The 13,414-nt window shown below is 40.5% G+C and carries 8 protein-coding genes, 1 tRNA gene and 4 pseudogenes; 9 read left to right on the top strand and 4 right to left on the bottom strand.

Translation table 11 applies throughout. The features are described from left to right. The first annotated feature begins 8 nt into the window (after window positions 1-8). Entirely contained in the window at window positions 9-1,418 is a 1,410-nt protein-coding gene (locus tag ACE3JL_RS07205) for an IS4 family transposase (protein ID WP_375329566.1), read from the top strand. Window positions 1,419-1,850: 432 nt separating this feature from the next. Further along, window positions 1,851-2,648: a formylglycine-generating enzyme family protein gene (locus ACE3JL_RS07200; protein ID WP_375329172.1), complete on the top strand. Its 798-nt coding sequence runs from the start codon at window positions 1,851-1,853 to the stop codon at window positions 2,646-2,648. A gap of 756 nt (window positions 2,649-3,404) precedes the next feature. Here the strand turns inward: ACE3JL_RS07200 and ACE3JL_RS07195 are convergent. Beyond that, window positions 3,405-3,891: pseudogene (locus tag ACE3JL_RS07195) on the bottom strand (ISNCY family transposase); the annotation flags it as partial. A gap of 60 nt (window positions 3,892-3,951) precedes the next feature. Between ACE3JL_RS07195 and ACE3JL_RS07190 the strand changes: the two are divergent. After that, a pseudogene (locus ACE3JL_RS07190) lies at window positions 3,952-5,134 on the top strand (IS630 family transposase). A 4-nt stretch (window positions 5,135-5,138) separates the two neighbouring features. On the opposite strand, the pseudogene ACE3JL_RS07185 reads toward ACE3JL_RS07190, so the two are convergent. Next, window positions 5,139-5,450: pseudogene (locus ACE3JL_RS07185) on the bottom strand (transposase family protein); the annotation flags it as partial. A gap of 533 nt (window positions 5,451-5,983) precedes the next feature. On the opposite strand from ACE3JL_RS07185, the gene ACE3JL_RS07180 reads away from it, so the two are divergent. Continuing rightward, window positions 5,984-7,342: a cell wall metabolism sensor histidine kinase WalK gene (locus ACE3JL_RS07180; RefSeq protein WP_271989789.1), complete on the top strand. Its 1,359-nt coding sequence runs from the start codon at window positions 5,984-5,986 to the stop codon at window positions 7,340-7,342. A gap of 10 nt (window positions 7,343-7,352) precedes the next feature. Here ACE3JL_RS07180 and ACE3JL_RS07175 read toward each other — a convergent pair. Continuing rightward, window positions 7,353-7,425: transfer RNA gene (locus ACE3JL_RS07175), tRNA-Glu, on the bottom strand. A gap of 128 nt (window positions 7,426-7,553) precedes the next feature. On the opposite strand from ACE3JL_RS07175, the gene ACE3JL_RS07170 reads away from it, so the two are divergent. From ACE3JL_RS07170 to ACE3JL_RS07155, 4 genes and pseudogenes are all read left to right on the top strand, one after another. Continuing rightward, on the top strand, window positions 7,554-9,059 hold the full coding sequence (locus ACE3JL_RS07170) for a hypothetical protein (RefSeq protein ID WP_375329171.1): 1,506 nt from the start codon (window positions 7,554-7,556) through the stop codon (window positions 9,057-9,059). Window positions 9,060-9,212: 153 nt separating this feature from the next. Next, window positions 9,213-9,419 (top strand): annotated as a pseudogene (locus ACE3JL_RS07165) (transposase); the annotation flags it as partial. Between the two features lie 201 nt (window positions 9,420-9,620). Next, on the top strand, window positions 9,621-10,619 hold the full coding sequence (locus tag ACE3JL_RS07160) for an Npun_R2821/Npun_R2822 family protein (RefSeq protein WP_375329170.1): 999 nt from the start codon (window positions 9,621-9,623) through the stop codon (window positions 10,617-10,619). A 395-nt stretch (window positions 10,620-11,014) separates the two neighbouring features. Further along, window positions 11,015-11,215: a hypothetical protein gene (locus ACE3JL_RS07155; RefSeq protein ID WP_271989183.1), complete on the top strand. Its 201-nt coding sequence runs from the start codon at window positions 11,015-11,017 to the stop codon at window positions 11,213-11,215. Between the two features lie 90 nt (window positions 11,216-11,305). On the opposite strand, the gene ACE3JL_RS07150 is transcribed toward ACE3JL_RS07155, so the two are convergent. Next, on the bottom strand, window positions 11,306-12,127 hold the full coding sequence (locus tag ACE3JL_RS07150; protein WP_375329169.1) for a sulfotransferase family protein: 822 nt from the start codon (window positions 12,125-12,127) through the stop codon (window positions 11,306-11,308). Window positions 12,128-12,216: 89 nt separating this feature from the next. Between ACE3JL_RS07150 and ACE3JL_RS07145 the strand changes: the two genes are divergently transcribed. Next, window positions 12,217-13,158 carry a hypothetical protein gene (locus tag ACE3JL_RS07145; RefSeq protein WP_375329168.1) on the top strand — a complete coding sequence of 314 codons (942 nt, stop codon included), beginning with the start codon at window positions 12,217-12,219 and terminating at the stop codon, window positions 13,156-13,158. The last annotated feature ends 256 nt before the right edge of the window (window positions 13,159-13,414 follow it).

The raw sequence follows: 13,414 nt of genomic DNA, 5'->3' as shown, positions 1-13,414 counted from the left end.
GCAAAAAAATGGAGAAATGGGCAGCCCAAGAATTACAGTATGCAGACCTAGGGGACACCAGAAGAAAGAAAAGGTTAATCAGTATCGTGGAAAACTTGGCCAGCCAACCTAGTACAAGTGTGCCACAAGCTTCGGGAAATCTAGCCGCAGCGAGTGCCACCTACGACTTTTGGAATTCCCCCTATTTTCACCCCTCAGATATAATTGCCGCCCAGGCCAAAAGTACAGTAGAAAGAATCAAAGAACATCCAATAGTTTTGGCAGTGCAAGACACAACAAGTTTAGACTTTACGACCCAAAAAGCCAAAAAAGGAATGGGTTATCTAGATTATAAAAAATCCTTTGGACTCAAAGTTCATACCACCTTAGGAGTGTCACCGCAAGGAATACCTTTAGGACTGATTAATCAATATGTTTGGGCAAGAGAAGAAAAGAATTTAGGGATTGCCAAGCAGCGAAAAAAAAGAGAAACCCAAGAAAAAGAAAGTCAAAGATGGTTAGATTCTGTATCAGAAACACAACAACAAATACCCGAAGATGTTCAAGTAGTAACAATCGGAGATTGTGAGGCAGACATATTTGATTTATTTGCCCAATCAAGAAGTCCTAACTCTCATTTATTAATTCGAGGAACTCATAACCGAAAAGTTAACTATCTCGAAGACAAGCAAAGGTCAGGGCATCCAGAGACTAAATATTTACATCAATCCATCAGAGAAATCAAAGCCTGTGGTAGCCTAGATGTGCAAGTAAAACGCAATCCTAATCACGAGGCTAGACTAGCTAAACTAACAGTTAGATTTGCCAGTTTTGAAATACAAGTACCTAGCCATCACTCGAAAGCGAACCCTCGTCAACCGGTCAAATTACAGGTAATTTTAGCTGAAGAAGAAAATCCGCCTCCCGGGGTTAATCCTATCAGTTGGCTCCTCTTAACTAGCCTAGACATTAGTAGCTTTGAATCAGCGATAAACTGCGTGCGCTGGTATAGTTATCGCTGGTTGATAGAACGCTATCATTTTGTTTTAAAAAGTGGTTGTGGATTAGAAAAACTGCAATTAGAAACGGGTCGGAGAATTGAGATGGCTTTAGCTACCTATTCAATTGTAGCCTGGAGATTACTCTGGTTAACTTATCAAGCACGCTTACACGGAGAGGAGAGTTGTGAAAGTTTTTTGGAAGAACATGAATGGCAATCTTTGTGTGCCACTATTCATAAAAAGAGTCCGCCGCCTGAAAAGCCGCCCTCCTTTAGGGAAGCGGTCAGAATGATTGCTTCTCTTGGGGGGTTTTTAGGTAGAAAAGGTGACGGTGAACCCGGTGTTAAAACTATTTGGTTGGGACTGCGAAGGTTACATGATATCAGCCAGACTTGGAAACTATCTCATCAAATTGGTCCCCCCATAGAACCCCCTTGAGCCATCTTGCACACTTTTCTCTTTTTGTCAAATTTTATGTTAAGAAAGATGTGACTAATGGATAGCTTATCAAGGGGGGTAGGGGGGATCAAAACCCCCCTTATCAAGGGGGGCAGGGGGGATCAAACCCCCCTTATCAAGGGGGGCAGGGGGGATCAAACCCCCCTTATCAAGGGGGGCAGGGGGGATCAAAACCCCCCTTATCAAGGTAGGGTTGATTCATGAATCAACCCTACAATCAATTTTTAATTTAATTATAATCACTTACTTAGGGCTTGCTGAAAAAGTACGGGCGAAGCATTCGGATAGAAAATCTACGGTTTCACCGATAGGTTATGCCCGAATGCTTCGCCCCTACGGGACGCGGGCCGATACAGAACACTAAAACCCTTACCTCGTCTATATTTCACATTTATTCAGCCAACCCTACTTATGCCTACAATAATCATCCAAAAGACCCAAAAACGTCTTTTAATCTATAGAGAAAAACTCACCGATGACCTAGAAATAGAATTAGTCAAAATACCATCGGGAACCTTTACAATGGGTTCTTCAGAACAAGAAAGTAGTAATAAAAGTGAAAAGCCCCAACACAACGTCACCCTGAAAAACTTCTTGATGGGTATTTATCCCATTACCCAAGCTCAATGGTTATATATTGCCCAAAGAGAAGATTTAAAAGTAGAGCAAGATTTAGAACCAGAGCCATCGCATTTTAAAGGCAGCACAAACCCCGTTGAAATGGTAAGTTGGTTAGATGCCGTAGAATTTTGCCAAAGGCTATCTAAATTAAGTAAAAGAAAATATAGGCTCCCAACGGAAGCTGAGTGGGAGTACGCTTGTCGAGCGCAAACCAAACCCTTAAATCTCGATAAAGGAGAAACCTACCCCCCCTACCACTTTGGGGAAATTCTTACCCCAGATTTAGCCAACTATAATGGCAATCTCCAAAAAACTACCCCTGTTGGGCAATTCTACGCCAACGACTTTGGTTTATATGATATGCACGGAAATGTCTGGGAGTGGTGTCAAGATGATTGGTGCGAAAATTATGAGGAGATAAAAAAGAGCAAAAAACAGCAAAATCAAGCATATAAAGCTCTGCGGGGCGGTTCTTGGTACAACAATCCAGATTACTGCCGTTCTGCTTACCGCTACTACTACTACCGCCGGGACTACTACGACGACTACGGTTTTCGGGTGGTGTGCGGTGCTGGGAGGACTTTGTAACCCTTTTTCTCTTTTTACCCTTTTTACCCTTTTTCGATTTTTTTGAGCAAATGTACTATATATGTACTATAAAAGGATTGAGAGAATTATCTTGATACTAAATCCGTTGAGTATAGGTAACATATCAGGATAGGCAAAAGGCAAGAGGCAAAAGGGGGAATAAATAATCAGTTTTTAATAACTGGATTTAGTATGAGTAGAAAAAGGGTTTCTCGGAGAAACCCTTTTTCTGTGGGGTATAAATTGCTTGTTGAGACGAGACAAGAGGCAATAGTAAAGGGATTGGGGGAAGTTCGGCTAATCTTAAGAATAAGCGGTTTAAATGCGTCTTAGCTTATCTCTCTTTTGTCAAAGTGGGTTGCAACCTTGATTTCTCCTAGCCTGAAACGACGTAAATTCGTTAAAATTTTCAAGACTGACAGAAGAGAGTTATAGCAGCAATTCTCATTTTGAAAAAAATCAGATAAAATTCTCTTATTTAAATAGAGAACTTGTGTAGAAGCATTATTTTTTGACAGATAATTATCATCCAACGCTGGAGATAGACAGGTTTTAAGAACTTTGTCCACGAAAAATCGATTTCAACTCATAAATCTGGATGAAATTCTAACAAAATTTTTAGTTTTTTTATAAACAATTTTCTTTTTCTCCTTCAAGAGTTCTGACATTTTTAACTAGAATTTACTTTTTTAAATGGGACATATTCGGTCAGAATAAATGAGAAAAATTCCGACCAATTCTTAAACCAAATAAATTTTAATAGGGTACGAATATCATTAAAAAAAGAAGTCCGAGTTACTAATAGCTCACGAATCTTTTGATAGGTGTAATTAACTAAATCCAACACGGTATGAAATAAAAAAGCTAGTAAATTCAAAGACAATAAGAACTCGCACAAATGATTCTGATCATGACCAAAGTTATGCTCTAAATTATAACCGTGATTTTTAAGAACGTTATTGCCTTCATTTTCAACTTTCCATCTGCTGCGTCCAGCTTTGACAATTTCTTCGACATTATTTTCCTTGATTTTATGATTAGTTATCCAATTATTTTGGTAGATAGTTTTCTGGGTTTTTTCATTAATAACAGTCACTTCACACCAATTAACTTCGAGACTTGAGTCCCCCTCTCTTAAGGGAACTCTAGAAGCATAACGATAACGATAAATTAGATTTTTTCGTCCATCCCATTGTTTCTTTTCAACGGTCTTAACTTCGCCACTTTTTTCTAAAAATTCTAAGCTGTTCAGCATCTAAATAGCGTATAATAGAAACAGTAACCTATTCAAATATCAATAGCTATGCCAGCCCCTAATCACTTGAATTCCGAACAAAAAGAAAAGTTACAAAAAGCACTAAAAAAAGAAGAAAATCCTTACATTAGAGAAAGAGTTTTGATATTGTTGTTGTTAAATGACGGGAAAACTCAAGTCCAAATCTCCAAACTCATTGGGTGTTCACTGCGAACAGTCTCTTATTGGTGTATTCATGGAGATGCCAATAATTTAGATAGCTTGAAAGACAAGAGAATGGAGGGAAATTATCGAAAAGCGACGGATGAGTATATCAAAATATTGTTAGAGACAATTGACAAAGAGCCTCAAGAAATGGGGTATGAGTTTGGCCGCTGGACAGCCAAAAGATTAGCCACTTAGCGTTCGACTGAGCTCACGCCGAAGTCTGACAGAACAGACAGGTATAGAATTAAGTAGTTCTCAAGTTACGAACATTTAAAAAAAAAAGAAGTATGTTTATATTTGGGCTAAATATAGTTTAGAATATCGACAAGATCCTGAAAAAAGAAAAGAATTTAAACAAAAATTAGCCGAATACTTAAAAATAGCAAAAGAAGAGCCAAATAAGCTACAGGTATGATTTTGGGACGGGGCTTTCAAGGTGGCGACGCAGGTTCGCCACACAGCCCCTCACGAAAGTGGATTTAGTTTAAGAGTCATTAGAAGAAAAATATGGGGGAAAAAAAGCCAAAGAAAAAAAGTTAGCGGACAAAGAAGAAGTGGTCGAGTAAATGCGATGGGAGGAGTGAGATATTCCGATAAAAAAAGATTTGTGGAATTCATAAAAAAAGGAAATTCAGAAACTTTTTATGAAGTGGTAAAAGTTTTTTATACAGAAATCATAAAAGAATGGGTGGAAGCGGGAAATAAAGAGGAGGATTTTCGAGAGAAGGGTCCAAAGATTATCCTGATTCTCGATAATGCTAGTATTCACAAAAAAACAGATGTTGTTGGTAAAATTGCTGAAAATATGCCCAACTTAATTTTAGAGTATTTACCCACCTATAGCCCAGATTTAAATATTATTGAATTGGTCTGGCACTCGGCAAAAGAATTTATCGCTCATCGACTTTTTAAATCAGTTGAAGAGTTAGAATCTCTTTTACATCAACTTTTAAATGAAGGAGGTTTAATTATTAAGTGGGATCGCAAGTTGAAAAACAAGGGTAATTCTGTTAACGCAATTTAAATTACGAACAGCTTAGTCTTTTTGTATAGGTTCGTTTCTTGGCGACAAAATCTAACTCTTCGCTAAAGGGTTTTCGACAATTATCGCACTTAAATTGACGACGATTAACTTGTAGGTACACTGGTTGACCTGAGAGCGGTAAATCTTTGACTAAATGTCGATGATTTTGGTGGAGTTTATCGCTCTCTAACCCACAACGAGGACAGATTGCTTTTTGATTTTTCGATTCGACTGGTCAAACTATATCGATATTTTCTAGGTGTCGATAGCCTTGAATACAGGTTCCTTGTAGGTTCAAAAATTTGTCCAGTATCATAAGTAAAATAATCTCGTTTTTGGCTATTATATCAAATCTTAACTCAATTGTCTATCTTTTGGTATTAATTTATTTGTGCCTTAAGTCCTTTCCTGTATGAATTTCAGCTACTTTTAAGCGTAGTTGCTCTCATCGAATTTTATTTTAAGTTAATTATTTGCATAACAATTCCCGAAAAGCCCTAAATTTTTTGTTAAAGTGATAACAATTGTCATTCTACTTGCTAACAATAGCCTTTCTACTCGCTAGAAACTGATCAGGGCATAGTTCGCAGACATAGAGTCGGTTTTCTCTCTACTCGTGCTTAGAAATTAATTGAATGAGAAATTATTGTATGGCTAATTCATGAATTAGCCATACAATTCAGTTAAAACTATTTTTCTATCTCTACTTGCGCTTAGAAATTAATTGAATGGAAATCTGTTTTCCTTTATAATAATTAGTCAGCGCAATAAGAAAAATTAAATCGCTCAAATAAGCGGTAAAATAGGATACATTGCCCTAAAAATCTCTAGCCAATCCATAGATTATCGGTGTTCCAAGCCACTCGCCGCCGTTTAGCCTTATGGTACACTGTTGTCACTGCCATACTACTGCTTTTTCTCGCTACGGGAATGTATTTTTATGTGCGCCATACCCTAGTGGATCGCATTGATGATACCCTCAAACACATCATTGAGGTGGTAAATCGTTCCCTCGTGATCGAATCGATTCCCCCGAACCAAGGACGTTATCGCGTCGATCCCCTCGCAAGTTTTCCCAGTCAGGGTAAATCCGTGGAGGACGATCATATAGATTTGGAATGGTTTGATCCCCAAGGTAATCTAGTTTGGTCAACTCTGGCCGAATCCTTAGATATTCCCCTCCATCCCCACCGTCAGGGGGAAACTATTCACTTATCCGATGATCGTCTGCTGCGACAAATAACCGAAAGGGTGGAAATCGATCATTATGTTTTGGGATATCTGCGGGTAAGTCATCCTTGGTTTGAGGTGACAAAACCAATTAGACAGCTATTATTGGATTTAATCGTCGGAATTTGCCTGATGATTGCCAGTGTCGCTGGGATTGGTTGGTTTTTGTCCGGTTTAGCCATTCAACCAGTAAAAGAGTCCTATCAGAGTTTAAAACAATTTACCGCCGATGCTTCCCATGAATTACGCAATCCGATCGCCACTATCCAAACTAACGTGCAAATGGCGATCGCTTATCCCCAAACTGGCGATCAACGCTTGCGGGTGATCGAGCGTTTAACGGAAAGATTGGGCAATTTAGTCAATGATCTGCTCTTTTTAGCCCGTTCTGATAGTGGCATCGTCCAACCGATCGAGCAAGCTGTACCTTTGGATGCTTTATTGATGGAAGTGGTGGAAGAACAGCGTTTAATCGCCGATAAGCAGGGAATTTGCCTCTCTCTGTCGATTGTGGAACCGGACCAAGAGGATTTTTCCTACAGCGATGAAATGTTTACTATGGAGGGAGATTGGGATCAATTAGCTCGTTTATTCACAAATTTAATTTCTAATGCCCTAAAACACGCTTTTTTGCCCGAATCTGAGCCTAAAAATGTGGCAGTGGAATTGGAAAAAAGTAAACGCGATCGACAATCGGTGTTACTGGTACGCATCAAAGATAACGGAATCGGGATTCCCGAGGCTGCTTTGTCCCATATTTTCGATCGCTTTTATCGTCTCGATCCCGCACGGCAAAATTCCGCCACTTCCGGGGGAACAGGATTAGGATTAGCGATCGCTTTAGCGATTACCCTCAGTCATCATGGACAAATTAGCGTCGAAAGTCAGATCGAGCGAGGAACAGTTTTCACCGTCACCCTACCAAAAAGCCATCAACGGGAGAAAAAAACCGAAAAGTCAGAAGCATTAAGCTTCTGACCTTTTTTGATACCCCCAAGGGAATTCGAATCCCTGTCGCCTCCGTGAAAGGGAGGTGTCCTAGGCCACTAGACGATGGGGGCTTGGATTTCAGACCTTTTTAAATATAACAATAATCTTTCTGGGAGTCAAGGGTTTTGGCAAAAAATTTTTTTTATCCCGCCCTTGCACAATAGGATAGTCTAAATGAAGATGTTATCGCCCAAAATCCATGGCTGCCGATCCCTATAAAAGCCGACTGTTCAACCTGATCAACCGTCGTTTGATCCGTCTGAAAGATAACCTCGGCCGCGTTTCCCGTCGCGGTCAAAATGCGATCGCTCTTGCCCTGCAAATAGCTATCTATCCCGTCTATTTACTGGTACAATCGCTGCGGGTGACGGCTAATCAATTGGGGAACAGTCTCCAGAAACAATTATCACCCCCCGGCAAGGATGGAACGGATGCGATCGCAGAATTTCTCCAGAGCTTATCCGACCAAGAAACGGCATTTATTGGCATAGCAGCCGATCTAGAGGATCAAGCTTTTGTTTTCGTCACTAACGATCACCAGACTGTTAAAATCACCGATAATCAAACCCAAAGACAAATAGAAAAACAAATTAGGACGGCACTGGCTAACTACGCCCTGGAAAAACGGAGAATTAAGCGATTAAATCCTCAGTATCCGCCTTTATTACCAAATTTTACCGATAAAAATTCTGTCTTGCCTCCGATCCGTTGGTTTTGGGACCTACTACGCTGGGAACAACAGGGACAAATAGCGATCGCCATAAATCTCTTTCAGGAATCCCATCTCGTCAAAACCTCGACACCACTCTCCTTACCACTGCCTAATTTAAATTCTCAAGGGATTTTAGAAGTTATTGACGAAAAATTAGCGATTTTCGAGGCTAAATTTCTCGCTGTCTCCCCCGCGATCCCCAGCAGTTTGAGCTACACCTCTAACCCCCCTTCCGATCTCCTTAACCAGTCCCCGAATCTGGAGAAAAATTCCTCCTATCTCTGGCGACTTTATTGGTTAATTTATGCGGCGATCGAGCATTTCTGGGTAAAAGAAAAGAACAATTTAGAATATAGTGCCGATTCAGCCGCTTTATCCGCAAAATATCCCCTAAGTCTTCCTAATTCTCTGCTGATCACCTTCAAGCAACGTCTCCAGGATTGGCTAGAAAAACAAACCCAAGCGGATCCCTTCACGCTCGGCAAACTCATCCAAGCGGCGATCAATCACTTTTTTTCCTCTCGCCAATCCCTAACATTTTCCGCCGTCAGCGAGCAACCTTGGCTAGAATCCGCCGATATATTGGCTATTTCTCCTCAAGACTCCGAAAAGCCCCGCCTTAACCCCGCTAATTCCCTTCCCCAATCCCTAGTCACTCCGTCCGAGTCTGACAGCACAAAAAGAGCTTTTAGTCAAGAAAAACAAAATAAATCTTTACAAAAAATCCCCCCGGCTGCCGCTGAAATTACTGCCAGAGAATCTCCCCCCGCCACCCAATTAGATCCCCGCTATGCTAGGGAGATAATTCAACCAATTAACGAAGAATGGTTAGAAACCGAATCAACCCCCGTCGGTTACGTTAAACACCCCTTAGAACGGATTTTAGAGGGATTAGATGCGATTATTTTATGGGTGGAGGAATTAGTCATTAAAATTTGGCGTTGGTTGCGGTACGATCGACGCATTTCTAAATTACTCAAACGCAAACGCTAAATCAGTTATCAGTTATCAGTTATCAGTGGGTAAGTTATCAGTTATCAGTTATCAGTGGGTAAGTTATCAGTTATCAGTTATCAGTGGGTAAATTATCAGTGGGTAAGTTATCAGTGGGTAAGTTATCAGTGGGGAAGTTATCAGTTATCAGATGAAAAAGGAAGTAAACGACGGGAAAAAGCCAGAAAACGAGTGGCTAAAATCCACGCAAAGATTAAGGACAATCGCACTGATTTTTTGAATAAACTATCCCCTAGAGTTGTGCGTGAAAATCAAACGATAATTTTAGGGGATTTAAACACATCAGGAATGGTTAAAAATCGTAAGTTATCCCGTGCCATATCAGACTACAGCATAAGACTTCTGTTAAAGAAGCAGCGTCCTGTGAAGCGTCAACCGTTCGGCTGAGCTCACGGCCGAAGCCCCATTGACGCGACCATCCTAAAAAGGTGGCGTGGTGAGGAATCACCGTCCGTTTACGGCGGTGAGGATGTCAACGACAAAAATAAGCTAAACTAACGGCAAAGATAATAGGTTTTGATTTTTTCCTTGGGATTACTTATGGACGGTATCTGTACCTTAGCCAACGATCGCATTTACGATCAATTAGTCGCCCTACTCAACAGCATCGAGGTCAATGGAGGAAAAGCTCTTCCTGTTTGTGTCTATCCCTACGATGACAACACCGAACGTATCAAGGCGGAAATTGCTCAACGTCCTAATGTAGAGTTATTTGATGATCGGGAAGTGATCGATCTCTGGGATAATTTCGCTAAATCTGCTTGGGAACCCCATCCTACGGCTAAAGAACGCTGGTTAAAGGCTGGTAGTAGAGGTTATCATCGTTTTGGTACCCATCGTCGTTATTGTGCCTTTGATGGGCCCTTCGATCGCTTTATCTACATGGATGGTGATACCCTCTTGATGAGTTCCTTAGATCGGGTTTTTGCACAGTTAGATAATTATGATTGTGTGGTTTACGATTTTCAGCACAAAGATATCACCCACATTTATGAAGTTACTTCCCCAAAATTATTAGAAATCTTTCCCCAAGAACGTCTTAACCAAGAAATTTTCTGTTCGGGTTTTTATGGCTCAAAAAAAGGTTTATTTGACGGGGAACGCCGTAATTGGCTAATCGAACAATTGCGAGCAGGAGAAGCAGAAATAGTTTATCCTATGGCAGTAGATCAACCTCTGTTAAATTATATGATGATGCGCTCAAATTTTTCTATATATAATCTAGCTCTTCAATTGCCTAAAGAAGAACGCACCGGCTGCTGTGTCACCTCTCCCCATTTTCAGGCTTTAGATAATATTCTTTACGATCAGGGCAAACGCTTGACATACATTCACTACATTGGTTTATCTTCCTCTCTATTCACGCGACTTTGTAGCGGTGAAAATCTCGATTTTCCCTATCGAGATATTTTTTTGCACTATCGTTATCTCTACGAACCTAGTCAACGTCCTATATTTACAGGTAGTCCCAAACCCTATCAACCACCGACCCCAACCTTTTGGCAAAAAGTAACCAGAAAACTCGGACTAGGAAAATAATCATGATAGTCATTTCAATTAAGATTGAAGGTTCTTCGGTTTGTCTTATGCAATGGACGGGGGTTATAAGGGATGGAACCCTTATAGAGAAAGACATTGGGCGATTTTTGTCAATTGTTTTTTATCTAAAGCGAACTAATCAATTAAATCCCTTACCAGATAAAGATTTTGTCGATTTATGCCCCCCTATCGAACCATAACAAGTAACGAAGAGCCAGATTGAATCGTATCAGACTTATCCGAAATGACTATACATTTTCAAGGTCTAATCTTCTGCATAAGAAGAGTCCAGGCGAAAAAAAGCGAAAAAGTAGCGGAATGTATAACGCGCCACTACATCTCAGAAAAAACCTCTTACAATAGAGACAAATCAGAGATCAAAGGGGGTGAACGTCATGTTAGTGATTTTAACCGACGAACACATTCTCGATACGAGTTCTGTCTGTCAGGGCTGTCTTTTAGCCAACCAGCAGGGGCAACCCCGGTGGCGAGAGGGTAAACTAGGCTGTGGTCACTCCTTGGGCAAAGGAGGAAGCCAACAGCCCAATCTCTACGAGTGTCAGATGGGCTTTACAATTGCTAATATTGAAGGCTAATCAGACCTTTTAAATGCTCAACTTAGAGTTGAGTTAGGGGGATTTTCCTGGCAATCAGAGGAAAGAATCAAGGCTATTACTAATCCCCAATTAGATACAATGACAATAATTGCTGAGGGTTTCGTAGCATTGATCGTAGGCTTTTTGGGCTTGGATTAAAACAGTGTCGGAAATTTCTATATTTAATTTTCTGGCTTGTTTAATAATTTTACCCGCTTTGATATTCTCGGAAGAATCTCCTATACCACGGCTGCCAGTGGTTTTTAAAACTCGATATTCTTCAGAAAATCCCGTTTTAGTATCGAGATGACTCTGCAAACTATTAAAGACCAATTGACTTTGATTTAATACCTGATCGTGGGTGATAAATAAACTCTTTTCTTTGCTATTAATCAATCGAGCATAACTTTCTAAGGTGGCTAAACGACCAGTGTAATAGCCTAGAGCGTGTTGCTCATTTTGATGGGGTTTAATATCTAGGATACTAGCTAACGTGCGCTGGGGTTCTCGTAGTAAAAATATGGTCTTAACTGCATCAGCTTGCAAAAAACTGTAATCTAAAAACTTCTGATCGTGAAGAACTTTATCTAAAATATATTTATGATTCATGTTTAAATCTTGCAAACGCCAGTAGATTTTAAACATTAAAGTTTTAAAATCCTGTTCATTCTCATAAACTAGATGAGTTTCGCCAAAACCGATAATTTCAGGGTTAGAATTGAGGATATGGGTCAATAAAGACGAACCCGATCGCATATGGCTAAGAATAAATAAAACCTGATAGGGTTGGGGACGAAAGAGGATTTTATAGGGGTCTTTGGGTATATCAATGCGTGCCTGAAAATACTTATAAGTTAAACGATGGGTTAAACCCTGCCAAGATTGGGGTAAACGATCAAGGGTTATAGTCATAGGTTAATAAAGAATGTGTCAACTTGCCGCTAAGATTCCCTTATAATGTATCCCATTTAAGACCCAAACAAAAGTGAGGTTTATACAAAATGGGATTGCCAAGTTGTTCGCTCTGGTTTTTTACAGCGCGAACCGATGTGTGGTTTATGATCAACACTATCCCCCATCTAGTCAAAATGAGTCAGTTTCCCTTCGAGGAAAAGGTACTCGCTATTGACACGGCCCCTTTAAGCGGGGAAAAGGTTAATCGCCCCGGACTGGGTACAATGGAGGAGTTAAGAGCCTGTGCTGAAAAATTAGTTAAAGATGGCATAATCGATCGCCTAGTGGATTTTAACTATGATCCCAGCTATCGTCAGCGTATCTATCAAAAGCATTTCGGCAGTCCCCTCCGTTCCACCCATAACTACAAAGGTTATCCGATTTTTGGCTCGATCTTCAAAATCGAGTCATGTCGCAGCGACTATATGGTTCATTATGACAGTGACATGATGCTCTACCAAGAACCGGATTACAGTTGGATCCGCGAAGGGATTGAGTTAATGGAAACCCATCCAGAAATGATGTTTGTGCGTCCTTTGTCCGGTCCACCCCGGCCCGATGGTAAGATTGATTCTCAGCATCCCCACACGAAAAATCCCGACGGATTCTATCAATTTAAATTTTTTGGCAGCCGTGCCTATTTACTTAATTGTCGTCGCTATGATCGCCTTTTACCGATCACCCCCCTCTGGCGCTCTTATAAAAATACCTTTTTCGATTATCTACCCGATGCTTTAAAAGCTTGGGGCAATATTTTGACTGGGAAAGGAAAACTCGACTCTTGGGAAATTATGGTTTCTCGCTCCCTAGAACAAAGCAACTACTATCGCGCCACTCTCACCAATGCCAAGGGTTGGACTTTGCACCCCAACGAGCGCTCTGCAGCTTTTAGGCAAGCTTGGCCGACTATTATCGAAAAAATCGAAGCGGGTATTTACCCACCGCCCCAAGCTGGTTATTATGACCTGATACCCGAATTATGGTATTAAAAGAGCGTTAGTTCTCTAGATTTGAGGTGAGGCGATCATTGCTTAGATTTCATAGTAACAGTTATAACCTCGTAAGGACCTGTTGTTTCCGTTAAACGATGTAATATTTTGTGTACACCGCAACTCATTGACGATTGCGTAATGTAGAAAGTGAGTGCGGCGACAATTGTACTTGTCAAACAATGATATAGTACAAGTAAATTGCTAATTATCGGCAGGTAGCGTCTGTCATAGGTATAGATTGTGGAGTTAAAAT

The organism is Microcystis sp. BLCC-F210 (assembly GCF_042134685.1).
Classification (GTDB): Bacteria; Cyanobacteriota; Cyanobacteriia; order Cyanobacteriales; family Microcystaceae; genus Microcystis; species Microcystis aeruginosa_D.
The sequence above is the reverse complement of the archived record's forward strand: the minus strand, read 5'-3'. Positions and strand labels throughout refer to the sequence as shown.